This window comes from Pseudomonas sp. MG-9 (genome assembly GCF_018729515.1).
Taxonomy (GTDB): domain Bacteria; phylum Pseudomonadota; class Gammaproteobacteria; order Pseudomonadales; family Pseudomonadaceae; genus Aquipseudomonas; species Aquipseudomonas serboccidentalis.
This window is the reverse complement of record NZ_JAHHZH010000001.1, coordinates 476,021-501,223: the sequence shown is the minus strand read 5'-3', so window position 1 is coordinate 501,223 and position 25,203 is coordinate 476,021. Positions and strand designations below refer to the sequence as shown.

Sequence of the window (25,203 nt, the reverse complement as noted above, 5' to 3'; positions counted from 1 at the left end):
AGCAGCGTAGGCTCGTCTAGGCTTTATACCCAACGGGCCGAAGGCCGTTACACCAATTGCAGCAAGCGCATCCTAAATTGGAAGGGCTTGCTATACATAGGCTTCCCAATAAGCCTGCTTACGTAGTGGTTGCATAGAAGAATGAGTAATGTTGTAGAAGGCCTGAGATAGTGGAGTGCCATTCACAAGCTGTGTTTTGGATTTACGTTCTGCCTCCACGACAAGGGCTTCGTAAATCCGTATAAATTTGTAAGCAAGTGGCTGCCCCGTTGAGTCTCCAAGCAAAGTGAAGAAATCCAGCTTGACTTGATGAGGAAGTGGCCCGACCACAATCGTATCCACGTACTGAAAGACCGCTTGTTCGTCACCGTATCTAACCTGAGTGCCTATAGGCGCCAGTACCGGATCGGCCACGTGAATGCCGAAATGTTTGTCTATCAGTCGACGAAGAATACTTAAAGCACTTTTTTCAGCCTCAGCCCGGAAGCGAAAGAATGCGTCGTCGCTATGATTTCTCTGAACCTCTTCGCTTAGCGGATTGCTGCTGACCTTAAGCGTCTCAAGATTGTGGATATGCCGCATATTGATCAGCGTCAGGATCACAGCCAAGGCAATTAATCCCAAACCTATCGACGTAGATGGATCGGAGATTTTGACATTGAAGTACTTGGCAACAACAGGGGTGAGCAGGTTATTCCACCAGGGGGCCGCGCCGATCACTGCAGCGCCCGAGGCCAATAGCGCCATGGCTATTTTATACACGGGATTACCCCGAATAATGCGAATCACCTCCAGCACAAACTCTTTGTTTGTCATTTACAACGACTCCATTCCAATACTAAGTAGGCCATCACTCTATGCTGGCAAACGCTGACTCTATAGAAAACAAGCCCCCAATGCGCCGGCCCTCCACCTTCAATCGAGATACCAAATGCTGCATGTCGGCTGTCCGCCTTTTTTGTACCCAAAGATACCTTCGAAACGCCGCTTCGCCGTGCAATGCTCTTCACCCTCTGGCCATACGGACCTCTCACCGCTGAAAATCCACAGACACTGAAGTTCATTGCGGGCCAGGTACTCCTGGAAAAATGCCTTATCGCACAGTGCGTAATTGTCGCCCCCGTAGCGGTGGCCATTTAAAAACCGCGCTTCGCCCGAAGGATCGACATACCGACGGTGATCATTAAGCAGTGGTACAAGCGCCAGTTCCCGGGTCAGCCACGCCGCGGGCAGCTGTGCATTGACGCCATGTGCAATGGAAAGGTCGAGTTCATATTCCCAATGGAAGCCGTAGGTTGGCAATGCGTACTCAACCGGTTTGCCGGTAGGAAACTTGTGAATCAACCAATGCTGTTGAGGACAGGGCGCCTCTCGAAAATACGTCGTGCTGGTATAGGTGGGCGCCCGCCAGTTTGAGATATTCAATGCACCTTGAAGGCACAAAAGCTTGATGAAGCGAGCACTGTCTTTCTGTTTAACAATAACCGGCAAAATTCGACGAAACTCCTGCTGGCGCAAACCCTGTTGGAACACATCGTAGTTGTTGTCAAGGTTGGAGAGTGCTCGCCACTCATGCATTACCCACCACTCCTTGCCATCCGGATCGGTGCGGCTCACCAGTTGCGGGAGCAGGTCGGCAGGATTGTCCCGCACAGGCCACTCCATCAGGTCCTGTTCTTCGTCGTGTTCAAAGACCAGGGGGGGGAATGAACACCCAGTCATCATTATGGCTGTCGTCAGCATCGGTACTGAGCAAAGTCGGATCGATATCGCGCTGGAAGCCAATGTCCGATGGTGTGAAGTACGCCCTAGGCTTCGGATAGACATTCAGCTCATGGTTATCCGCCAACCGGCAAAGTAACTCGTTTAGGGCCATCCATTGATATTTTTCTGCGATCCGCTCAACAACAGGCCTGCCCCCTGGATAATCCAAATCCTGGGATTCCTCCGGCGGGAATTTCTCTACGGACCAACCCAGGTCGTACGCCCGCTTTGCAATCCAGCGCTGTGCCTCCTCATGGTTTATCACAGACGATAGAGAATGATCCGTAGCCGAACAGCCTGATTTAATGCGTGTATTCAAGAAATTCTCGACCGTGGGCTTTATTTCGTGGCTGGCGAAAGTGCCCATGCAAGCAGCCTCTATTTCATTGTGACCTGCATGTGCGACGGATTGGTCAAGCATCGCCTGCGTCACGTTCAGCTGTGGTGGTGCAGATTGATAAGGGGGTTGGCATTTTCCTGGATCGACGGCCGTGTCCAAGCAGGAAGCCGTCACTGCCAATTCAACCATTCGCCGTGCGTAATCGCGCAGAAGCAGGGACAAGGGAACGTCGTCTGTATCGAATACATGTAGGTAGGCGGTGGTGGCAAAGCCTCGCAAGCGGGCAGGATTCGGATCATTGCAGCAGGCGCCATAGGCCGCTGCATGCAGGCGTTCCCACACATACATATCGTCTAACCCCGAAAAAGCCTCGCACAAGGTTTTGTACAAATCCTGCCGGGCAATCAGCAGTGAAACCAAGGCCTTGGTGGCAAAATCCCGGACCAGGCGGTTGCTAGAGGTAAACATCCAGGTCAACACGATACTGCACAGGTACTGGACTTCACGGTCGGTATGGTCGCCTTGTTCCAGAAGACACCACTTGTAGAGTTTGTCCAGTGCACTCCCCGCCTGAGTGGAGCACCTGTTGATGTGAACCGACCAACTCGTATCCCTATCGACAAGGCTTTGGCACATCAGCATCGTGTGCAGTGCTCGCGCATTCCATGGGTGATCAGAAACCACGGCCAGCTCGATCACGACATCGAAGGCCTCTTCATCACGTAACAGCACGCTGTCGAACAACGCATGCGTGCGCTCGCTGAAAGCCTCACTGCTGCGCCACCTCAAGCTCTCCACAAACAAGCGCTCAAGTTCCCCGATGGGCCGCCACTTTTTCGGCTGGGCGGGCAAGGCGTCCAGAAACTCCCTATTGAAACGCTCTGGAACCTGGATGCAAAGTGCTTCAACCAGTCCCATCCACATCGAGTCCACTTTGCCACTCTGGTGTATAAATGCCAGCACACCGGTTGCCAACGCATCGCGAATGTCATCGACCTCTTTCAGCAAGACTTCTGCCATAAGATGGTCTTGGAAACGCTGAAAACTGAACCTGACAATTTCGGTCACAGGCGCATCAGTATCGCCATCCTCGGTATGAGGCAGAGGATCGACGCGCAACAACCCGTTGCGGCGTAACAACTCAAACCAAGTCGCGTCCTCAGGCGGCGAAAAATCCATAAATGCTTCTTTTGCGATTTGGAAAGCTCGCACTCGTGGGAGATGATCACGCCGCTCAACCACCATATGATGAGCAATCAACTGCAGTGTGCGCCGTGTCGGTAATCAGGCCCTGGGCCTAGCTTCTACTCGGGGCCGCGCAAGCCTTCAATTTCATTGGGGGCAAAAATGGGGACATCACCAGTTTTTTTTCAGCCTGAAACCACCGCCCGAGAACCCAGTCAGAATGTTTTTTGGGGACCCTGAGAGTCTTTAGGCGTTGTCGGGCAGGCTGTTCATCTGATCATTTCTGCCTTTTCATAGACTTTGGAGATCCATTCCCTTCCAGTGGATTGCTACATTGGGGGCACACATGAGAATCGCCCACTCCTTCCCATCTTCAACGGCGACCGCTGCTCGCGTGACCGTGGTGTAACCGAGCTACGTTCTGATCGATGCGGCCCTGGATCGTGCGCAAGGTGTCTCGAGTAATAACCTGTGGGTATAGGCTCTCGGCGATGGTTGCAAACCGGCCCGCCACATCACAAATGCCGTCAATCATTCTGCCTGCAACGTCCGGGGGCACCTCGGCTTCGTCGGCAAGCCGAAGCATTTGCGAGCGGGAAATCGCCAGGGCTTCCCCCATCACATCCAACTGGTGATATCCACCTGGCCCCTCGCAGAAGGTCACGTCGTAAGCCGGCGACAGTCTCCACTGACCGTCTTGCGACATGATGTAGGCAAAGTTTTTGGGATGATCGTCTCTGTTGTTGAACGCAACATTGAAGACAGCACGTTCGAAGGCCACCGCCATCTCTCGCACGTCGTTGGTACACATCTGTGTTGCCCGCAAGAAGTTGACGTAGTCCAACACCCCCGGAGACCGGTAATTTGCCCCCGTAAAGGCAGCGAGGCTTTGCATGGGTACGCGCAGACCATCCCGGCGGTCAAATCGCTTACTGGCAAACGCTGCCAACCCATCAGGCAGACTGAAGTACTGCGTGTCAGGGGTCTCGATACCGCACATGCGCAGGCACTCGGCGTAGACCATTTCGATAGCGCACACCTCGGCATGTTCTTCTTTGGCCGGGAATTTAATCAACCATGCTTCAAAGCCCGGTGTGACGGCCGTGGTAAATCCGCCAGTTTCGGGATCGCGATAGACGAGGGCCTTAGGCCTCGCACCTTGAGGCGAGCCGCCCACCAGCAGCAACGCCTGCAAGAACTCGCCACCGTCTCCACGTAGTACTTCCTGCACTTCGGCGGCAAGCTGTTCCAGCGGGATGTGGACTTCAGACTCCTGCCCTTCGGGTGCCACGGGCTCAAACGTCATGGCCCCCATCGCATTGCTACCGACGTAGGCCAGCCGTTCCAGTGAACCGATGCGCGCCGTGGTGAGCCCGCGGCGCCTGAACATACGGTCCATCAGCAACATCCCCCACCCATCCGGCAGCGAGTCGTAAACAGGCCCTGGCAAGTGCAGTTGGTGGTCTGGAAAATCTCGGCGCAACTGAGCCCCCTCCAGCGGCAGCGTGTAGGAGGACAGTTCCAAGCCCCTTTGCCTGGCTTCATTGCTGTACTCGAACACGATCAGTGGGCGACCGGTCAGGGCGGTCGTGGAGACTAGCGTGCCCCATTGCCATCGCTCACCCCAGCCCTCGTAGAAGACGTTCACCTGCTCAAGCATTGCCGGACTTCCTCTTTGTACGGAGACGATTGGCGCTGTTTTCGTAGCGCCGAATATCCTCGATGCTTTCCAGCTTTGGCAGGAACAGGCCTTCGAGTTCCTTGGTTCGGCCAAGGGCCATCGCCACCCGGACCACGTTCTCGAACCCGACATTGCGCCCGGCTTCAAGGTTGGACACGGTGTTGGTGCCGATGCCGGCACGTCCGGCCAAGTCGGCTTGTGTCATGTCCAGCGCCAAGCGCTCTGTGCGCAAACGATCGCAGAGGCGCTTGACGACCTCGCTCGGCTTGCTGAAGCTTAAATCCAACATAGTGTGTATCAAGCCCATTCTGCGCCAGTTAGTTCCCAAAATTATAGAATTAACGCCCAGCCCTATCAAGCTGCTTAATTCCCTAATCCTGCGTCTTATCGCTTAGTTTCTAGCCTTAGCCACAATTTACTGGATTTATCTAACATAACGCCAAAGGACAGGGAGAACTATTAGGGGCCATTCAGAACCGTATTCTGGGTGAAGGCTTGCCTTCCGCCCAAGCCCAGTGAGCGTTGGGGGACAAAACTGGGGGCAAGCTAAAAATTTCTCGACCTGAAACCACCGCCAGAGCCTAGTCAAGATGTTCTTCGGCGACCCCGATAGCCTTTAATGCGAGATCGGGCACTTCGAAAAAACTCGCAGCAGGTTCCTGAAGTGCCCCCGAGTCCATGTCGGATACAACCTCCTCGCCTGCAATGGATGCCAGAGAGCTTCATTTCCCAAATAGCTGTTCTTCTCTAATTTGACATTTATCAACCACAGACACGCCCTTCTCACCGAGATTGTTCCTTGACGTCTGCAAGAACCGCGTCCGCGGCCGATGCAGACGACCCAGTCTTCGTGGAGGCCTGTCATGACTACTCAACTGCAAGACATTCAACCCAGCATTCCCCCCGCCAGGCCGCAACCTCTGACTGTCAGTCTGCGCAAGGCTGAACCCAAACGCTTGTCACTGAGCCTGCTGATCGCGCTGGTGGTTGGGTCGATGATCGGCAGCGGTATTTTCAGCCTGCCGCAGAACATGGCGGCCAGCGCGGGCGCAGGAGCGATTCTGATTGGTTGGGTGATCACCGGCGTCGGCATGCTGTCGCTGGCGTTGGTCTATCAGACCCTGTCCAATCGCCAGCCCGCACTGGACAACGGTGTGTTCGCCTATGCCCGGACACTGGGCGGTGAGTTTCTCGGTTTCAACTCCGCCTGGGGTTACTGGATCAGTGCCTGGATCGGCAACGTCAGCTATCTGGTGATTTTGTTCGCCGCGCTGAGTTACTTTTTCCCGCTGTTTGGCGAAGGCAACAACAAAGCGGCGATCGCCGGAGCATCCGTAGTGTTGTGGTCGTTGCACTGGATGATCCTGCGAGGCATGCGCACGGCGGCGCGGGCCAATGCCCTGACAACCGTGGCCAAGGTGGTGCCGTTGCTGCTATTCATCGGCTTGGTGATTGCCGCCTTCCAGCGTGAAACCTTCATGGTGGATTTCTGGGGGACACCCGCGTTGGGCAGCACGTTTGATCAAGTCAAAAGCACAATGCTGGTGACTGTCTGGGTGTTCATCGGCATCGAGGGCGCCAACGTGTTCTCTGCCCGCGCTGCCGAACGCGCCAACGTCGGTAGAGCCACGGTCATCGGTTTCGTCATCACACTGTTGCTGCTGATTGCCGTGTCCTTGCTGTCGCTGGGCATTCTCAGACAACCGGAGCTGGCGGCCCTGAAAAACCCTTCGATGGCCGGTGTTCTGCAAGCCGCCGCCGGGCCGTGGGGCGCGGTATTGATCAGTATTGGCTTGATCATTTCAGTCGGCGGTGCCCTGCTCGCCTGGACGCTGCTGGCAGCCGAATCGGTGTTTACCCCGGCCAGAGAAAAGGTCATGCCGGTGTCGCTTGGAGAGGAAAACACCCGTGGCGCGCCCGCTAATGCACTGTGGCTCACGAACGGATGCATTCAGTTGTTTCTGCTGCTGACGCTGTACTCAAGTGCCAGTTACCTGGCCCTGATTTCCCTCGCCACCTCGATGATTCTGCTGCCGTATCTGTTCAGCGGCCTCTATGCACTGAAAATGACGTGGCAGGGCGAAACCTACGCCGGCCATCGCGCAATGCAAATACGCGACATGGCAATCGCCTTGGTCGCCACGCTGTATTGCGTCTGGCTGCTGTATGCCGCCGGGCCTAAATACCTCTTGCTCAGTGCTTTGCTCTACGCCCCCGGCTCATTGATTTATCTGGGCACGCTGAGAGCCCGTCAGGGCCAGCCGCTCAGCGGTCCCGAGACGGGCCTGCTGATCATTATCTGGGCAGCAGCGGCTTACGCCGGCTGGATGCTGTGGTCCGGGACGCTAACGCTTTAAGGAAGCTTGTTCTGTCCTGGCGGTTTGCAGACAGGATGATTGTCGGCCGCCTTCCATTCGCAATGGAGTACCGAAAATGAGCAATTCCGTGAAGAAGATGCCAGTCACTACCGAAGTAAAAAACAAATCCGGCCAGCAGCCGATGACAACGGACCTATGGCGACCTCTGGAAAAGCTCCGCCAGCAAGTCGATCACCTGTTCGAAGACTTCAACCGTGGCTCAGGACTTTCACCCTTTGGTCGCGGGCTGTTCGATACCGAACCGCTCTGGCGTCGCGAACTGCACGGTTTCAACATGCCGGCGGTCGACATCAGCGAGAAGGATAAAAGCTACGAAATTACGGCTGAGCTACCCGGCATGGATCAGAAGAACATCGAGATCAAACTGTCGAACGGCAGCCTGATCATCAAAGGTGAAAAGAAAGAGGACAAGGAAGAAAAAAGGAAAGGCTATCACCTCAGCGAGCGTCACTACGGCTCCTTTGAACGAGTATTTACGCTGCCCAAAGGCGTCGACGCTGAAAAAATCGACGCGAGTTTCTCCAAAGGCGTGTTGAGTATCTCGTTGCCGAAAAAGCCTGAAGCGCTAAAAGCGGACAAAGTCGTGCCCATCAAAGGCGCGTAAGTCCCAGGCTACTCTGCCCCTTATCGGTGAATCGGCAAGGGGCTTTTTGCGCCTCTCATCGTTGCGGGGCTACCTGCATGAACAGAACGCCCGAGACAGGCTGCCCGGCTCTACCATTCAGCGGGCCGGCGTGATCGATCACGCTAGACCGCCAGTACGCTACAGGGCACCTGATACAGAATGTGTTCGGTGGTACTGCTCAGCAGTTTGTCCACCCCGTGATTTTGCACTCTGCCCATGACGATCACGTCCACCTGTTGCTCGTCGGCGAATTCGCTGAGCGCCGCAACTGGATGCCCCACTACGAAATGCCGGCGCTCGGCAGGCACACCATACCGATTGGCCCATGTGATGTAAGACGCTTCCAGTTCCTTGCGCAGGGCTTTGCTCAGCTCCGAGCCCCTCAAGCCATCACCCAGCCCCTCCAGAAATTCCTGGGAAACGTCATAGGCGTACACCAGGTGCAACTCGGCATCGCACTGGATGGCGAAGGCCGTGGCCTGCTGAATGATGCGGTCATTTAGCGCATCACCGCCTTCGTCGCTCATTGCGACATCTACTGCCGCTACAACCTTGCGCGGCAAGGCATGTCCAGTGCCGCTCAACATATAAACCGGTACCGGACAATGGCGCAGCAACTGCCAGTCCAGCGGCGTGAAGAACGCCCGCTTGAGTGTCGACTCGTGTTGCACTTCCTTGATCAACAGGTCGGGCTTCATTTCATTTACGTAATCGAGGATCTCTTGCTTCATGTCATCGGACCAGCCGACCTCGGCTGTCACTTCAAGGCCTATGCCCCGCAGATTGATCGCTTGATACTTGAGCCAGTCACGATGATCCTGCAAATAGTTCGCGCGGGCCTCCTCACGATCGCCCTCTTCCAGCATCGAGAGGATATCCAGCGACTTTACGAACGCCCTGATATGGAGCGTCGCACCACTTGCCTTTGCCAGTGCGGCAGCATGGTTGATCGCCGGCGAGCGGCGCAGAGACGGGTTGATGACCAGCAACAAATGTTGATATTGGCTCATGATTGTCTCCACAGAAAACAGGTTCGCCGAAGCCAGGAACCGCGCCGACAAGAAGCACCGTCAAGCCTGGCAGGAACAGCCGTACTCACACGGCGAGCTCAGTCACTGAGCCGTTTCGCCGCCAAGTTCGACTTGATCGCGATATTCCGGCACCGACACCGACCATCCCAGTTCCAGACTGATGCGCCGGCGCAGGACGTCCGAGGCATTGGGCTCGCCGTGCACCACGTAGGTGTGTTTCGGGGCGCGCTTGAAGCCACGCAGCCACTGGATGATTTCATCGGCATCGGCGTGTGCGGACAGGGTCTGCATCGGCACCACTTCGGCGCGAATCGGTACGTCTTGCCCGTGAATCCGCACCGACGGGACACCCGCGACAATTTGTGCCCCGCGCGTGCCGCCGGCCTGAAAGCCCGGCATCAGAAGTGCATTCAGCGGGTTGGGCGCCAGTGCCTTGAGGTGATGCAGCACTCGTCCACCGGTGGCCATGCCGCTGGCAGCGATGATCACTGCGGGGGTGCGTTGCTGGTCCAGATCAATGGATTCCTGAGTCGAGCGCACAAATTGCGTGCCCCGGCACATCCCCTCGCAATCTTCCAATGACAAGCGGTGTTCACTGCGAAAACGTTGATACAGGCGTGTGACGTCGGTGGCCATGGGGCTATTGAGGTACACCGGCAGGTCAGGGATCGCGTGTCGCTGTTTGAGTTGGTAGAGGTAATACATCAGCAGTTGCGCGCGTCCGACCGCGAACGAAGGCACCAGAATGATGCCATGGCGCAGTGCCGTGCGATTGATCACCTCAGCCATTTGCTTCTCTGGCGCGTCATCTGGGTGCCGACGATCACCGTAGGTCGATTCCACCAGCAAATAGTCGGCCTGCTCGATGATTTCCGGGGCGTACATCAATGGATCGTTTGGCCGCCCAAGGTCACCCGAGCACACCAGCGTGGTGCCATCGGCGACGACCTCGACGGTGGCAGCGCCCAGAATGTGGCCCGCGCCGCGCAGCAGAATGCTCAGCCCCGGAATAACCTCGATCCGGTGATGCAATTCGATCGGCTGCAGCAGTTTCAATGCCTGCTCGGCATCCTGCTCGGTGTACAAGGGCAACGCCGGCGAATGCTTGGAGAAACCATGTTTATTGGCAAAACTCGCCTCCTCTTCCTGCAGACGACCACTGTCGAGCAGCAGGATTTTCACCAGCTCGCAGGTCGCCGCCGTGGCATACACCGGGCCGCGATACCCATTGCGTACCAGCACCGGCAGATAGCCGCTGTGATCCAGGTGGGCATGGGTCAGCACGATGGCATCCAGGTCGCGTACGGGAATCTGGAACGGATCCCGGTTATGCAAGCGCAGTTGCTTGTAGCCCTGGAACAAACCGCAGTCGATCAGGACATGCCTACCGTGATGTTCCAGCAGGTACTTGCTGCCGGTGACCGTGCCGGCAGCACCGAGAAATGTCATTTGCATGGTCGTTTCCTTGAACCGTCATGGGAGCGCTATCGATCGCTCTTTTGGGTTACGGATGTCGATGTAAACGCCCACTACTTGTGTGTCGCTTTTTCAGCCATCCGTCTGGCGCGCTCATTGGCCTCATCAGCCGCACGCTGTGCCTGTTCCGCTTTCAATATCGCTTCGTCGGCGCGCAAGCGTGCCGTCGCCGCATTGTCTTCGGCGGATTCCAGTCGAGCATCGATTTCCTGGGCATGACGGTGGCTGCACCCGGTGGTCGTGGCCAACACAATACTCAGCACAACGATGGACCAGCGCGTGTTCATGGCTTTCCCCTTGATTGATCGCGACTCTGCTGAATCGATAGTTCGAGTATCTGTCGTCACTTGCTGCCGGCTCTGATTTTTGTCAACTAATGGCCGCATCGTTCAATCGCCAGGCAAAGGGGCATTGTTGATATAGCTCAATGATTTTCCGGTGTTCAGGCGTAGAAAAGAACTGACCGGGTGCTCACCGTTCGTGAGCCTCACGCCGAAGAGAGAACGCCGCCATGAGCGATTTGAATCTGCGCAAAACCATTCTGGAAGAACTCGAATTCCAGCCTGAAATCAATGCCGCCAACATCGGGGTCAGCGTAGATAACGGTGTTGTCACGCTCTGCGGGCACGTCAACAGCTACGCTCAGAAAGTCACTGCAGAACGTGTGGTGAAAAGCATCAAAGGTGTGCGTGCACTGGCCGAAGAAATCGAGGTAAAGCTGAACGCCAATTCGGGAACGGAGGACGACACCATCGCCAGGCGCGCGTTGAAAATCATTCACTGGAGTTCCGACGTTCCCGAAGGCGACGTCAAAGTCATCGTGCAACACGGCCGGGTCACGCTTGAAGGTGAAGTGGACTGGCAATACCAGAAGGAAACCGTAGAGCGTTGTGTCCGCAAGTTGTCCGGTGTAATCGGCGTGGACAATCGTCTGATCCTGCGCCCACGGCTGGACGTTTTTGATATCCAGCAGCGCATTGAAGCCGCACTCAAGCGCAACGCCGAAGTGGAGGCTCAGGATATTCGCGTCAACGTCGAAGGCGACGTTGTGAAGCTCGAAGGCCGCGTCCATTTGTGGCGCGAGCGCCAGATCGCAGAACGAGCCGCCTGGTCGGTGCCCGGCGTTAGCAGAGTCGAAGATCATCTGCTGCTGGCATAAGCTCACGGTGCCGATCACCCTGGCTGCGGGCGCCATCTGATGCCGGAGAGTCGCCATGCTGGTCGTCACCCTGATCAACACCCTGGTGGTGATCGCCGCCGTGTTGATTCACTACGAATGCCTTTCACGCCTGAACGACTGGCTGCCTAAACTGAAAAACTGGAGTCGGTTCCGCATCGTCGTCGGGGTGTTCGGCGGGCTGCTGGCTCATGCCATAGAGGTCTGGTGTTTCGCCCTGGTCTACTTCCTGATGTCGCGGTCCGGCGATTGGGGGCGGCTCACGGGCAGCTTTGACGGCTCGTATATGGACTGCGTGTACTTCTCCTTCACGACCTACACGACCATCGGTTTTGGTGACATTGCCCCGGTCGGCAATCTCAAGTACCTCACCGGTCTGGAGGCTTTGACGGGCCTGGTGCTGATCACCTGGACCGCCTCCTTCCTGTTCCTCGAAATGCAGAAATACTGGAAGAGCAAATAGCCGCTCAGTCGACAACCGGCGGCGTCCACTGCCAGTTCAGTACCTCGGGCAGGTCCTCGCCATGTTCGATGAGGTAGAGCTTGTGTTTCTCCATCATCGACCAGTAGCGGGCTCTGGCGGTCGGCACCTGCGCGTGCAGCCGGGGAACACGCTCGATCACATCCAGCGCCAGTTGATAACGGTCCAGGTTGTTGATGACCGCCATGTCGAACGGAGTGGTGGTGGCGCCCTCCTCCTTGAAGCCACGCACGTGGAAATTATCGTGACTGGCGCGCTTGTACAGCAGGCGATGGATCAACGCCGGGTAGCCGTGGAAAGCGAAAATCACCGGTTTATCGAGGGTAAACAGGTCATCGAAGTGACTGTCCGGCAAACCATGGGGGTGTTGCCACCCTGGCTGCAGCACCATCAAATCCACGACGTTGATCACCCTCACGCGCAAGTCCGGGACGTAGCCACGCAAGAGGGTCACGGCAGCGAGGGTTTCCAGGGTCGGTACATCGCCAGCGCAAGCCATGACCACGTCAGGTTGTTCGTCGTTGTGACAGGCCCATTCCCAGCGGCCGATGCCTGTCTGGCAATGACGCAACGCTGCATTGATGTCCAGCCACTGCCATTCCGGCTGTTTGCCGGCGACGATGACATTGATGTAGTCACGGCTTTTGAGGCAATGATTGACCACTGACAACAGGCAATTGGCATCGGGTGGAAGGTAGATGCGTGCGATGTCCGACTTTTTGTTCGCCACCAAATCGATGAACCCCGGATCCTGGTGAGAAAATCCGTTGTGGTCCTGACGCCAGACGTGTGACGTGAGCAGGAAATTCAACGACGCAACGGGTTTTCGCCAAGGCACTTCGGCGGCGGTTTTCAGCCATTTGGCATGCTGATTGACCATCGAGTCGACGATATGGATAAAGGCCTCGTAACACGACAGCAAACCGTGGCGACCGGTCAGCAGATAGCCTTCAAGCCACCCCTCGCACACTTGCTCGCTGAGGATTTCCATCACGCGACCGTCAGGGGCCAGGTTGATGTCCTCGGTGTGCAAAGGCTCCATCCATGCCTTGGCGGTCACCTCGTAGACCGCGTCCAGTCGATTTGAGGCGGTTTCGTCCGGGCCAAACAACCGAAAGTTGTTCGATTGCCGGTTGTCTTTCATCACGTCACGCAAAAACGTCCCGAGTATTCGGGTCGCTTCCGCGCGCATGGCGCCCGGCGCCGACAGCGCCACGGCATAATCGGTAAAGCGTGGCAGGTTCAGCGGCTGCACCAGGCCACCGTTAGCGTGCGGGTTGGCGCTCATGCGTCGATGACCGGTGGGTGCCAGCGCCGCTATTTCGGGGATCAAGGCGCCGTTGTCGTCAAACAGTTCGTCAGGACGGTAGCTGCTCAACCAGTCTTCCAACTGACGCACATGCAGCGGTTGCTGGAAATCCGCCAATGGCACTTGATGCGCGCGCCAGGTCCCTTCCACACGATGGCCGTCGACGAATTTCGGGCCGGTCCAGCCTTTGGGCGTGCGCAGCACCAACATTGGCCAAAGGGGCCGCTGCGCAGTGGCGGCGGGCTGACGCGACAGGCGCTGGATGTCGCGGATTTTAACAATGATGGTGTCCAGCGTTCTGGCGAGATCCTGATGTACCTGTGCCGGGTCATCACCTTCGACAAAGTACGGATCGTATCCATAGCCATACATCAGGGCCGACAGCTCTTCCTCGCTGATGCAGGACAGAATCGTCGGGTTGGCGATCTTGTAGCCGTTGAGGTGCAGGATCGGCAGCACCGCGCCATCACGCGCCGGGTCGAGGAACTTGTTGGAATGCCAACTGGCCGCCAGCGTACCGGTTTCGGCCTCGCCATCACCAATCACGCACGCCACGATCAGGTCCGGATTATCGAACGCCGCCCCATAGGCATGGGCCAGGCTGTAACCCAGCTCGCCGCCCTCGTGGATCGACCCCGGCACCTGCGCCGATACATGGCTGGAAATCCCGTAGGGCCATGAGAACTGCCGAAACAAGCGTTGCAGGCCGTTGGCATTGCGCTCCACCGAGGGATAGCACTCGGTGTAAGTCCCTTCCAGGTAGGTCTGCGCCACCAGTGCAGGCCCGCCATGCCCGGGCCCTGCGACGAATAACGCGTTGAGGTCATATTGAATGATCAGGCGATTGAGGTGGGCATAGATCAGGTTCAGCCCCGGCGTAGTCCCCCAATGCCCCAGCAATCGCGGTTTTATATGGGCCAGCGTCAATGGCTCGCGCAACAGCGGATTGTCCTTCAGATAAATCTGCCCCACGGCCAGGTAGTTGGAGGCACGCCAATAGGCGTCCACCCCTTCCAATTGCTCGGCATTTAAAAAATCACTCATGAAGTCCTCCGCGAAAGGCCGATGACCCATTGTCATCGTTCGATTCTGGAAGCCTGCTACGCGCAAGACTTGATCTACATCAAGTCTTGCGGCCACCCCTGAAGCTCAATAGAGGCGACGCTACCCGCGCCTCCGAAAACCGGGCACCCCGTCTGTCCGTAATCCCGCTCAAAGGCCGAATGAAAAGCACGTGCGAAGCCAAGACACCTATGCTTGTCGCACATTCAGGAGTTTGCTCATGCGCGCCATGGTTCTGCACGCCCCCGGCCAATCGCTGAGACTCGAAGAACGCCCAGTCCCGTCCCCCGCCGCCGATCAGGTTTTGCTTAAAGTGCTGGCCTGCGGCGTGTGTCGCACCGACCTGCATTTGCTCGACGGTGAATTGCCGCAAGCCGTGTTCCCCAGGGTGCCGGGCCACGAAATCGTCGGTCTGGTCACGGCGGTGGGCCGAGAGGTCACGCCCGACTGGATCGGTCGGCGGGTGGGTGTGCCATGGCTGGGCTGGACATGCGGTGAGTGTGCGTTCTGTCGCTCGGGCCAGGAGAACCTGTGCGATCAGGCACGCTTTACCGGATGTCACCTGGACGGTGGCTATGCTGAATACACCGTTGCCGATCCGCGTTTCTGCTTTGCTCTCCCTCAGACGCTTTCAGACCTGCAGGCGGCGCCCATGCTGTGTGCCGGACTGATCGGCTTTCGAGCGCTGCAAATGACCCGGGGGGCTCAGCATCTTGGGCTTTATGGGTTCGGTGCTGCTGCGCATCTGGCGATACAAGTGGCGCTCGGGCGTGGCCAGCAGGTGTACGCCTTCACCCGTCCCGATGACGACGAAGGTCAAGCCTACGCCCGCTCTCTGGGCGCGGAATGGGCCGGACCGTCCGACCGGGCACCGCCACACCTGCTTGACGCCAGCCTGATCTTTGCCCCGGTGGGCGCACTGGTGCCGGCAGCGCTGGCGGTGACCGTCAAGGGGGGATGCGTCATTTGCGCCGGGATCCACATGAGCGACATTCCGGCGTTCCCCTATCGACTGTTGTGGGGTGAACGCAGTGTCCGCTCGGTGGCCAACCTGACACGCGAAGACGGCAGCGCGTTTTTCCAGGAGTTGCAACACACCCCGGTGCACTGCGATGTCACCCGGTTTGCCCTGGAGGACGCCAACCAGGCCCTGGCGATTTTACGCGCAGGGCAATTCAACGGTGCGATTGTGCTCACGCCGTGACCGCGTTTGACGATAGGTATACAAGCGCAAAGGTTGATTTTGATCAATAAATCCGCGGTGCACTGACCTAGCCTGAAGTCAGGGATTGCGCGTCAACTGCAATCGGAGGGGTGCAATGATCGAAAATGACCAGCAAGTACTGGTGAGGGCATTGGACGCCGCGACAAATCCGGTTTTGATAACAGAGCGCACGGGATGCATTGTCTGGATCAACAAAGCATTCTGCTTGCTGAGCGGCTACTCCAAGCCGGAGCTGGTGGGTAAAACGCCACATTTGCTGTCATCGGGACGCCAAGACACCACGTTCTATCGCCATCTATGGATGACAATCCTGGCCGGAGTGACCTGGCAGGGGGAAATGGTCGAACGTCGCAAGGATGGCGGCACTTGCATCGTCAACCAGGTCATCACTCCTGTGCTCGACCCTCACGGCGCCGTGACCCATTTCATCTCCATCCTGCACAACTTCAAGGTCATGGATGAAGAACGCGCCGCGATGCAGAAGCTGGCGTTCCATGACGCCTTGACCGGATTGCCCAACCGGGTGTTGTTTCTGAACCTGCTCAATCAGGCGATCATTTCCGCCGCCCGTCATCATCAGTCCCTGGCGTTGATGTTCATCGATCTGGACCGTTTCAAATGCGTCAACGACACGCTGGGCCACGCCTGCGGCGACCGGCTGCTGGTGGCCGTGGCCGAGCGCCTGGGCCAGTCGGTGCGCAGGTCAGATGTGGTCTCGCGCCTGAGCGGCGACGAGTTCGCGATCCTGGTTTGCGGCATGGACCGGATCGAATTGATCCAGGCGTTGGCGAACAAACTGATCGCCGCCATCGCGCAACCCTTCATGAACGACAATCAACGGATCGAGACGCATATCAGCGTCGGTATCAGTCTGTACCCGGCGGATGGCGCGAGCGTTGAGCAGTTGCTCGAACGCGCAGACAGTGCGATGTACGAGGCCAAACGCAGCGGTGGCAACGCCTGTCGTTTGAGCCTGTTGGAACAGGCTTGCGAACCGGCCTGCGACTATCCATCGATGTGATGCCGGTCGGCAGCACGGTGGGTCAGCGCTCGAAATGAAAAGGCGCCTGTCGGCGAACGCAAGGCTTCGAACTCATGCCTCGGCCCGGGCGATGCGATAAGCCGACAGGCAGTAAAACGACAGCGCCAAAGCCGCCAGCACGCCACCCACGACCCCGATGTAAGCGAAGCCCAACTGACTGCCGACCCAGCTTCCTACCAGTGCCCCGCCGCCGATACCGATGTTGTAGATCCCTGAAAACAGCGCCATCGCCACATCGGTGGCATCCGGCGCCAGCGTCAGGACTTTCGACTGCAACGCCAGCCCGAAGCCCATGATCGCCATGCCCCAGAACAGGCTCAGCGTGCCGAGGTACGAGACCTTGCCGCTCAAAGGCAACAGCAATGCCAGGCACAAAATGAGCAACGACACGCACACGATCAAAAAGCGCTGAGGGTTATAGCTGTGCACGGAGCTGAACAGCAGCGAGCCGAAAATACCGGCGCCACCGAATAACAACAGGATGAACGTCACCACATCGCCGCTCATGCCCGCCACGGTCAGAATAAAAGGCTCGATGTAGCTGTAAGCGGTGAACTGTGCCGTCACGACCAAGGCGGTCAGGATATAGATCGCCACCAGCGCAGGCCGCTTCAACAATATCGGCAGACTTTTCAGCGAGCCCGAATTCTGACTGGGCAACAACGGCAGAACCCTCGTCAGGCAAAGCATCAGCGTGGCCGCGAACGCCGCGATCACGATGAATGTGGTGCGCCAGCCCATGGCTTCGCCCAACAACCGACCCAGGGGAATCCCCAATACCATCGCCAGCGAAGTACCGGTTGCCAGCAAGCCCAGGGCCTGAACCTGTTTGCCCGGTGGTGCCAGACGCACGGCCAGAGACGCGGTGATCGACCAGAACAGCGCGTGCGATAACGCCACGCCGATCCGGCTCACCAGCAGCAGACCGAAGCTGGTCGCCAGACTCGACAGGATATGACTGGCGATAAACATCCCGAACAGCACGATCAATAGCTTTCGTCGTTCGACGTTGCGCGTCAGCAACATGATCGGCAACGACGTCAGAGACACCACCCACGCGTAAATGGTCAACATCAGGCCGACCTGCGCGGTCGACATGTCGAAGCTGTTGCCGATCGAACTCAACAGACCGACAGGCACAAACTCGGTGGTGTTGAACACAAACGCAGCCAGTGCCAAGGCAATCACCGCGTACCAATTGCCGCTGGCTGTAGTCGTAGAATTGTTCATTTAAACGTCGTTTACTCTTCGGTGATCGCGCACGCACGATCCGTTTCCGTCTGTGGGTGTCTATGGGTGTCTTGCGAGTCTCTGCCAGTCCGGCAGCCATGATGGCAAAGTGATAATGACAAATCCGGTAATAAAGTATAACTTACCGCCGCCCCGACCGATGGAGGGTCGGGCATTCGCACTCAGTTAAGGAAAACGATGGCAATGGTCTATTGTCGTGCTTGCGCCAAGGAGCTACACGAAACGGCGCTCACCTGCCCCCAATGCGGGGCTGCCCAACAGGCCTCTGTGCCGCAAACGCAAGCCGAAATACCCTGGCTGGCCATCGTTTCATTGATCCTCGGGATCATCAGCGCACTGACCCTGTTTGATGACTCCGAATGGGACCGGGATGCGATTGTCGGTGTGGGCATCTTCAGCCTTGCGGGCCTCACCTGCGGCATCGTCTGTATCAACCAAAAACACCCAGGAAGAAACCTCGCGATCGCCGGCATCATTTTGTCAGGCCTTGCCGCGTTCGTTTTGTCCTGTCTATCGATTGAATAATTTTAGGGAAAAAATATGAGCATGGTTTTCTGCCGCGGTTGCGCCAAGGAAATTAGTAGCCTGGCCGTGGCATGCCCACAGTGCGGTGCGCCTCAGGCCACTCAACAGTCCTTTGCAAGCGGCCCCGCCATCACGACGGGCAACCCTTACATGGAAGCACTGAAGAATTACGCCGTATTCCAAGGGCGTGCCACTCGCCGCGAATACTGGATGTTCGCGCTGATCAACCTGGGTATCTGCATTGTCATGGGTGTCCTCGACGCCATGCTCAATACCAAGGGCATCCTTGCCAACCTCTACAACCTGGCGATGTTCCTGCCGAGCATTGCCGTCGGTGCGCGCCGCATGCACGACACCGACCGCAGCGGTTGGTGGTTGCTGCTGCCAATCGTCAACCTGGTGTTCCTGGTGCAAGACAGCCAGCCAGGTCCAAACCGTTTCGGGCCGAACCGCAAAGGTAACAACTGAGTCAGCCTGCAACTGTTGATCGAGACGGCCTTCATGGCCGTCTCTTTGTTTGTGCAACCTGCTTCTGATAAACCCTTGGTACTTTTACTCGCCACGCAACACACATTTGTCATCAAACCGATTGATAGCACCCTAACGAAAGGTGCATGCTAGAGGGCTCGAATCGGTCTTATATCATTCCGAATGATAGTTACCTTTGCTTCATTCGATTCGTGCCATCACACCCCGCCGAGCATCATCCGCCCATCTTCAATACTTTGGCGGATGATTCCATGGAACAGTCACTCAAACATTTGCGCTTCCCGTTGGCCCTGTTGGCCGTACTGGTGATGAGCGCCTGCGGCAAGACTCCGGAGACTGCCGCCACTATGCCTGCTGCCAAAGTCAGCGTGGCCAAGGTGCTGGAACAACCGGTCAACGAGTGGGACGAATTCACCGGGCGCCTTGAGGCGCCGGAAACCGTTGAAATCCGTCCTCGGGTCTCCGGCCAGATCGACGAGGTCGCTTTCACCGAAGGCGCGCTGGTCAAGAAAGGCGACCTGCTGTTCCAGATCGACCCGCGCCCGTTCCAGGCAGAGGTTCGCCGCCTCGAAGCCCTGGTCGCCCAGGCCCGCGCCAACGCCACTCGCAGTGAAAACGAAGCCGGACGTGGTGAACGCCTGCGTGCCAGCAACGCCATCTCTGCTGAACTGGCCGACTCGCGCACCAGCGCTGCACAAGAGGCCCGCGCCGCTGTCGGTGCCCTGCAAGCGCAGCTGGACCTGGCCAAACTGAACCTGAGCTTCACCCGCGTGACCGCGCCGATCAGCGGCCGCGTCAGCCGTGCCGAGATCACCGCCGGCAACCTGGTCACCGCCGATACCACCCCGCTGACCAGCGTAGTGTCCACCGACAAGGTCTACGCCTACTTCGATGCTGACGAGCGTGTGTTCCTCAAATACACCCAACTCGCCCGTAACGGTCAGCGCGGCGCCACCACTCCGGTGTACATGGGCCTGTCCAACGAAGACGGCAATCCGCACCTGGGCCAGATGAACTTCGTCGATAACCAGGTCAACCCGAAAACCGGCACCATCCGTGGTCGCGCCGTGTTCGACAACAGCGACGGCACCTACACCCCGGGCCTGTACGCACGACTGAAACTGGTCGGCAGCGGCACCTACAACGCCATGCTGATCAATGACGAAGCGGTCGGCACCGACCTGGGCAAGAAGTTCGTGCTGGTGATGGATGCGGACAACAAAACCGTCTACCGCGCCGTCGAACTCGGTCCGAAGATCGAGGGCCTGCGCATCGTGCGCACCGGCCTGAACAAGGACGACACGATCATCGTCAAGGGCCTGCAGCGGGTACGTCCTGGTTCGCCGGTGACCCCTGAAGTGATCCCGATGGCCAGCGAGCAGACCATTGCCGCCCTGGCTCAACAACGTCAAGCGCTGGAAGCCAGCAACCTGCCCAAAGTCGCACCTGCCAAAGGCGCGCCGGGATCGGTTGTGAAGCTGGCGGCTACGACCCCACGCGGTTAAGGGACGACAACTCCGATGAATTTTTCCCAATTCTTCATTTCACGGCCGATCTTCGCAGCGGTGCTCTCGCTGTTGATCCTGATCGCCGGTGCGATCTCGCTGTTCCAGCTACCGATCAGCGAATACCCGGAAGTCGTGCCGCCAACCGTGGTGGTACGTGCCAACTTCCCGGGCGCCAACCCTAAAGTCATCGGTGAAACCGTGGCCGCTCCACTGGAGCAAGCCATCACCGGCGTCGAGAACATGCTGTACATGTCCTCGCAGTCCACTGCTGACGGCAAGATCACCCTGACCATCACCTTCGCCCTGGGCACCGACCTGGACAACGCGCAGGTACAGGTGCAAAACCGGGTGACCCGTACCGAACCGAAACTTCCAGAAGAAGTGACGCGCATCGGTATCACCGTCGACAAGGCGTCGCCCGACCTGACCATGGTTGTGCACTTGACCTCGCCGGACAAACGCTACGACATGCTCTACCTCTCCAACTACGCGATCCTCAACATCAAGGATGAGCTCGCGCGGTTGGGCGGTGTCGGTGACGTGCAGCTGTTCGGTATGGGCGACTACTCGCTGCGGGTCTGGCTCGATCCGAACAAGACCGCTTCACGCAACCTGACCGCCACCGATGTGGTGACGGCGATTCGTGAACAGAACCGTCAGGTGGCGGCCGGTCAACTCGGTGCACCCCCTGCCCCGAATGCGCAGAGCTTCCAGCTGTCGGTCAACACGCAGGGCCGTCTGGTCTCCGAGGAAGAGTTCGAGAACATCATCATTCGCTCCGGCGACAATGGCGAGATCACCCGCCTCAAAGACATCGCTCGCGTCGAGCTGGGGTCCAGCCAGTACGCCCTGCGCTCGTTGCTGAACAATCAGCCGGCGGTGGCGATCCCGATCTTCCAGCGTCCAGGCTCCAACGCCATCCAGATCTCGAACGAAGTTCGCGACAAGATGGAAGAGCTGAAGAAAGGCTTCCCGCAAGGCATGGACTACAGCATCGTCTATGACCCGACGATCTTCGTGCGCGGCTCGATCGAGGCGGTGGTCCACACCCTCTTCGAAGCGCTGATCCTCGTGGTACTGGTGGTGATTCTGTTCCTGCAGACCTGGCGCGCCTCGATCATTCCGTTGGTGGCGGTGCCGGTATCGTTGATCGGTACGTTTGCGGTGATGCACCTGTTCGGCTTCTCGCTCAACGCCCTGTCGCTGTTCGGCCTGGTACTGGCGATCGGGATCGTGGTGGACGACGCCATCGTGGTCGTGGAGAACGTCGAGCGCAACATTGAACTGGGGCTCAACCCCTTCGATGCGACCAAAAAGGCCATGGGCGAAGTGACCGGCCCGATCATCGCGACGGCGCTGGTGTTGTGTGCGGTGTTTGTTCCGGCGGCGTTCATCTCCGGCCTCACCGGGCAGTTCTACAAGCAGTTCGCGCTGACCATTGCGATCTCGACGGTGATCTCGGCGTTCAACTCGCTGACCCTGTCGCCAGCACTGGCGGCGGTGTTGCTGAAAAGTCATGACGCACCGAAAGACCGCTTCTCCAAAGTGCTGGACAAGATCTTCGGTGGCTGGCTGTTCCGTCCGTTCAACCGCTTCTTTGACAAGGCCAGCCATGGCTACGTCGGTACTGTACGCCGGGTCATCCGTGGCAGCGGTATCGCCCTGTTCCTGTATGCAGGCCTGATGGTGCTGACGTTCTTCGGTTTCTCCAGCACCCCGACCGGTTTCGTACCGGGCCAGGACAAGCAATACCTGGTGGCCTTCGCACAACTGCCGGACGCCGCGAGCCTGGATCGTACCGAAGACGTGATCAAGCGCATGTCCGACCTGGCCCTGAAACAGCCGGGCGTGGAAAGCGCCGTAGCGTTCCCCGGTCTGTCGATCAACGGCTTCACCAACAGCCCGAACGCCGGCATCGTGTTCGTGACCCTGAAACCGTTCGACGAGCGTAAAGACCCGAGCATGTCCGCCGGTGCCATCGCCGGGGCCCTGAACGGCCAGTACGCGAACATTCAGGAAGCGTACATGGCGATCTTCCCGCCACCGCCAGTACAAGGCCTGGGCACCATTGGTGGTTTCCGCCTGCAAATCGAAGACCGGGGCAACCTGGGCTACGACGAGCTTTACAAGGAAACCATGAACATCATCGCCAAGAGCCATAACGTGCCTGAACTGGCCGGGCTGTTCACCAGTTACACGGTGAACGTGCCACAGGTCGATGCCGCCATCGACCGCGAAAAAGCCAAGACCCACGGCGTGGCTGTCAGCGACATCTTCGACACCCTGCAGATCTACCTGGGTTCGCTGTATGCCAACGACTTCAACCGCTTCGGGCGCACCTATCAGGTCAACGTTCAGGCTGAACAGCAGTTCCGTCTCGAATCCGACCAGATCGGCCAGCTGAAAGTGCGCAACAACAAGGGCGAAATGATCCCGCTGGCGACCTTCATCAAGGTCAGCGACACCTCGGGCCCGGATCGCGTAATGCACTACAACGGCTTCATTACCGCTGAAATCAACGGTGCGGCAGCTCCCGGCTACAGCTCCGGCCAGGCCGAAAAAGCCATCGAGAAACTGCTCAAGGATGAACTGCCGAACGGCATGACCTACGAGTGGACCGACCTGACCTACCAGCAGATCCTGTCCGGCAACACCGCGCTGTTCGTGTTCCCGCTCTGCGTACTGCTGGCGTTCCTGGTGCTCGCCGCTCAATACGAAAGCTGGAGCCTGCCACTGGCGGTGATCCTGATCGTACCGATGACCCTGCTGTCGGCCATCACCGGGGTGATCGTCTCCGGCGGCGACAACAACATCTTCACCCAGATCGGCTTGATCGTACTGGTGGGACTTGCCTGTAAGAACGCGATTCTGATCGTCGAATTCGCCAAGGATAAACAGCTGGAAGGTCTCGACCCGCTGGCCGCGGTACTGGAAGCCTGCCGTCTGCGTCTGCGGCCGATCCTGATGACCTCCTTCGCGTTCATCATGGGTGTGGTGCCATTGGTGTTCTCCAGCGGTGCCGGTGCCGAGATGCGTCACGCCATGGGTGTGGCGGTGTTCTCCGGGATGCTCGGGGTGACCTTCTTCGGTCTGTTGCTGACGCCAGTGTTCTACGTGCTGATTCGTAATTTCGTCGAGCGTGGCGAAGCCCGCAAAGCGGCCAAGGCGAACAATCTTCAACAGCCACTGGAGGCGCAACAATGAGTCTGAAAGTCTTCCTGCCGAGTCTGCTGGTGCTGGCGTTGAGCGCCTGCGCCGTCGGCCCCGACTACAAGACCCCTGCCACGGAGGCGGCCAACATCACGACCGCCACCGACGGCGCCGCCGGGCAAAAGAACTTCGACCGTGCGAAATTCGAAGGCATCTGGTGGCAGCAATTCGACGATCCGACCCTCAACCAGTTGGTGACCCAATCGCTGCAAGGCAACCGCGAATTGCGTGTGGCGTTCGCTCGCTGGAAAGCCGCCCGGGCGATCCGCGACGACGTCAGCAACGATGCAATGCCGACCATCACCAGCCGCGCCAGCAGTGATCTCGCCAAGGGACAAATCCCCGGCCAGACCACCCGCCGGGTCAACAGCGAACGCTATGACCTGGGGCTGGACATGGCCTGGGAGCTGGACTTGTTCGGACGCATCCAGCGCAATCTGGAAGCCAGCGACGCCGACCAGCAAGCGGCCGAAGCCGACCTGTACCAACTGCAAGTCACCATGATTGCCGAACTGGTCGACGCCTACGGTCAATTGCGTGGTGCGCAGCTGCGCGAGAAGATTGCGGTGGCCAACCTGGAAAACCAGCAGGAGTCGCGCAAGATCACCATCAGCCTGCGTGACGCCGGCGTGGGCGATCAGCTCGACGTCGAACGTGCCGATGCGCGTCTGGCCTCGGTTGAAGCCAGCGTGCCGCAACTGCAGGCCGAACAGGTTCGGCAGAAGAACCGCATCGCCACCCTGCTGGGTGAGCGTCCGGACAAACTGACCGTCGACCTGAGTCCGAAAGACTTGCCGGCCATTGCCAAGGCCTTGCCGATCGGTGACCCGGGCGAGCTGCTGCAACGGCGTCCGGACATCCTCAGTGCCGAACGCAAACTGGCTTCGGCCACCGCGCGAATCGGCGTGGCCAAGGCCGATCTGTTCCCTCGGGTCAGCCTCAGCGGCTTCCTCGGCTGGACGGCCGGGCGTGGCTCGCAGATCGGTTCCTCGGCGGCCAATGCCTGGGCGCTCGGCCCGAGCATCACCTGGGCGGCGTTCGACCTCGGCAGCGTGCGTGCGCGTTTGCGCGGCGCCGATGCCGATGCCGAAGGCGCACTGGCGACCTACGAGCAACAAGTGCTGCTGGCCCTGGAAGAATCGGAAAACGCCTTCAGCGATTACGGCAAGCGTCAGCAACGGCTAATCTCGCTGATCCGCCAGAGTGAATCGAGCCGCAAGGCTGCCGATCTGGCAGAAATCCGCTACCGCGAAGGCACCACCGACTTCCTGGTGCTGCTCGACGCCCAGCGCGAACGCCTGAACGCCGAAGACAGCCAGGCCCAGGCCGAAGTCGATCTGTATCGCGGCATCGTCGCAATCTACAAGGCCTTGGGTGGTGGCTGGCAGCCGGAAACCGTCGCCAGCAAGTAACGTTTTCCAACGAGCTCCTTTGGTTGGCCGCA

At 58.3% G+C, this 25,203-nt stretch carries 21 protein-coding genes; 11 read left to right on the top strand and 10 right to left on the bottom strand.

Features of this window, described 5'->3' with window-relative positions; all coding sequences use genetic code 11:
* Positions 1–90: 90 nt before the first annotated feature.
* The 5 genes from KKQ10_RS02375 to KKQ10_RS02355 form a co-directional block, all read right to left on the bottom strand.
* Complete coding sequence (locus KKQ10_RS02375) at positions 91–816, bottom strand: hypothetical protein (RefSeq protein ID WP_215500052.1); 726 nt, start codon at positions 814–816, stop codon at positions 91–93.
* Positions 817–915: 99 nt separating this feature from the next.
* Positions 916–1,653 carry a hypothetical protein gene (locus tag KKQ10_RS02370; RefSeq protein ID WP_215500051.1) on the bottom strand — a complete coding sequence of 246 codons (738 nt, stop codon included), beginning with the start codon at positions 1,651–1,653 and terminating at the stop codon, positions 916–918.
* A 34-nt stretch (positions 1,654–1,687) separates the two neighbouring features.
* Complete coding sequence (locus tag KKQ10_RS02365; protein WP_215500050.1) at positions 1,688–3,283, bottom strand: hypothetical protein; 1,596 nt, start codon at positions 3,281–3,283, stop codon at positions 1,688–1,690.
* 379 nt (positions 3,284–3,662) lie between these two features.
* Complete coding sequence (locus tag KKQ10_RS02360) at positions 3,663–4,949, bottom strand: type II toxin-antitoxin system HipA family toxin (protein ID WP_215500049.1); 1,287 nt, start codon at positions 4,947–4,949, stop codon at positions 3,663–3,665.
* Positions 4,942–5,259, bottom strand: coding sequence for a helix-turn-helix domain-containing protein (locus KKQ10_RS02355; protein WP_046043284.1), 318 nt, complete (start codon positions 5,257–5,259; stop codon positions 4,942–4,944). Before KKQ10_RS02355 ends, KKQ10_RS02360 begins: the two co-directional genes overlap by 8 nt.
* A 574-nt stretch (positions 5,260–5,833) precedes the next feature.
* Between KKQ10_RS02355 and arcD the strand changes: the two genes are divergently transcribed.
* On the top strand, positions 5,834–7,327 hold the full coding sequence (gene arcD / locus KKQ10_RS02350) for an arginine-ornithine antiporter (protein WP_215500048.1): 1,494 nt from the start codon (positions 5,834–5,836) through the stop codon (positions 7,325–7,327).
* 76 nt (positions 7,328–7,403) lie between these two features.
* The gene (locus KKQ10_RS02345; RefSeq protein ID WP_127647551.1) at positions 7,404–7,952 is read left to right on the top strand and encodes an Hsp20/alpha crystallin family protein; all 549 of its coding nucleotides are present in this window, start codon (positions 7,404–7,406) and stop codon (positions 7,950–7,952) included.
* A gap of 143 nt (positions 7,953–8,095) precedes the next feature.
* Here the strand turns inward: KKQ10_RS02345 and KKQ10_RS02340 are convergent, their stop codons facing one another.
* The 3 genes from KKQ10_RS02340 to KKQ10_RS02330 all read right to left on the bottom strand — a co-directional run bounded on the left by KKQ10_RS02340 (position 8,096) and on the right by KKQ10_RS02330 (position 10,767).
* The gene (locus tag KKQ10_RS02340; protein ID WP_215500047.1) at positions 8,096–8,983 is read right to left on the bottom strand and encodes a universal stress protein; all 888 of its coding nucleotides are present in this window, start codon (positions 8,981–8,983) and stop codon (positions 8,096–8,098) included.
* Positions 8,984–9,085: 102 nt separating this feature from the next.
* A complete protein-coding gene (locus tag KKQ10_RS02335) occupies positions 9,086–10,459 on the bottom strand; it encodes an MBL fold metallo-hydrolase RNA specificity domain-containing protein (protein ID WP_127647554.1) in 1,374 nt (457 codons plus the stop codon).
* Positions 10,460–10,533: 74 nt separating this feature from the next.
* Positions 10,534–10,767, bottom strand: coding sequence for an Lpp/OprI family alanine-zipper lipoprotein (locus KKQ10_RS02330; protein ID WP_127647556.1), 234 nt, complete (start codon positions 10,765–10,767; stop codon positions 10,534–10,536).
* Positions 10,768–10,991: 224 nt separating this feature from the next.
* On the opposite strand from KKQ10_RS02330, the gene KKQ10_RS02325 reads away from it, so the two are divergent.
* Both KKQ10_RS02325 and KKQ10_RS02320 read left to right on the top strand, forming a co-directional pair.
* Positions 10,992–11,639, top strand: coding sequence for a BON domain-containing protein (locus KKQ10_RS02325; protein WP_127647558.1), 648 nt, complete (start codon positions 10,992–10,994; stop codon positions 11,637–11,639).
* Positions 11,640–11,694: 55 nt separating this feature from the next.
* Entirely contained in the window at positions 11,695–12,120 is a 426-nt protein-coding gene (locus KKQ10_RS02320; RefSeq protein WP_127647560.1) for a potassium channel family protein, read from the top strand.
* 4 nt (positions 12,121–12,124) lie between these two features.
* On the opposite strand, the gene KKQ10_RS02315 is transcribed toward KKQ10_RS02320, so the two are convergent.
* The gene (locus KKQ10_RS02315; protein ID WP_215500046.1) at positions 12,125–14,491 is read right to left on the bottom strand and encodes a phosphoketolase family protein; all 2,367 of its coding nucleotides are present in this window, start codon (positions 14,489–14,491) and stop codon (positions 12,125–12,127) included.
* A gap of 238 nt (positions 14,492–14,729) precedes the next feature.
* On the opposite strand from KKQ10_RS02315, the gene KKQ10_RS02310 reads away from it, so the two are divergent.
* Together KKQ10_RS02310 and KKQ10_RS02305 are read left to right on the top strand one after the other, a co-directional pair.
* Positions 14,730–15,713 (top strand): zinc-dependent alcohol dehydrogenase family protein, encoded by a 984-nt coding sequence (locus tag KKQ10_RS02310; protein WP_215500045.1) that lies wholly within the window; start codon positions 14,730–14,732, stop codon positions 15,711–15,713.
* A 115-nt stretch (positions 15,714–15,828) separates the two neighbouring features.
* The gene (locus KKQ10_RS02305; RefSeq protein WP_215500044.1) at positions 15,829–16,755 is read left to right on the top strand and encodes a diguanylate cyclase domain-containing protein; all 927 of its coding nucleotides are present in this window, start codon (positions 15,829–15,831) and stop codon (positions 16,753–16,755) included.
* 72 nt (positions 16,756–16,827) lie between these two features.
* Here KKQ10_RS02305 and KKQ10_RS02300 read toward each other — a convergent pair whose 3' ends face one another.
* The gene (locus KKQ10_RS02300; RefSeq protein WP_215500043.1) at positions 16,828–18,006 is read right to left on the bottom strand and encodes a sugar transporter; all 1,179 of its coding nucleotides are present in this window, start codon (positions 18,004–18,006) and stop codon (positions 16,828–16,830) included.
* Positions 18,007–18,204: 198 nt separating this feature from the next.
* On the opposite strand from KKQ10_RS02300, the gene KKQ10_RS02295 reads away from it, so the two are divergent.
* The 5 genes from KKQ10_RS02295 (at position 18,205) to KKQ10_RS02275 (ending at position 25,171) form a co-directional block, all read left to right on the top strand.
* Positions 18,205–18,552, top strand: coding sequence for a DUF4190 domain-containing protein (locus tag KKQ10_RS02295; protein WP_127647570.1), 348 nt, complete (start codon positions 18,205–18,207; stop codon positions 18,550–18,552).
* 15 nt (positions 18,553–18,567) lie between these two features.
* On the top strand, positions 18,568–19,020 hold the full coding sequence (locus KKQ10_RS02290; RefSeq protein ID WP_215500042.1) for a DUF805 domain-containing protein: 453 nt from the start codon (positions 18,568–18,570) through the stop codon (positions 19,018–19,020).
* 272 nt (positions 19,021–19,292) lie between these two features.
* Entirely contained in the window at positions 19,293–20,546 is a 1,254-nt protein-coding gene (mexE, locus tag KKQ10_RS02285; RefSeq protein ID WP_127647574.1) for a multidrug efflux RND transporter periplasmic adaptor subunit MexE, read from the top strand.
* Positions 20,547–20,561: 15 nt separating this feature from the next.
* Positions 20,562–23,753, top strand: a complete 3,192-nt coding sequence (locus KKQ10_RS02280) for an efflux RND transporter permease subunit (protein WP_215500041.1) — start codon at positions 20,562–20,564, stop codon at positions 23,751–23,753.
* The gene (locus KKQ10_RS02275) at positions 23,750–25,171 is read left to right on the top strand and encodes an efflux transporter outer membrane subunit (RefSeq protein WP_127647578.1); all 1,422 of its coding nucleotides are present in this window, start codon (positions 23,750–23,752) and stop codon (positions 25,169–25,171) included. The genes KKQ10_RS02280 and KKQ10_RS02275 overlap by 4 nt, the downstream gene beginning before the upstream one ends.
* The last annotated feature ends 32 nt before the right edge of the window (positions 25,172–25,203 follow it).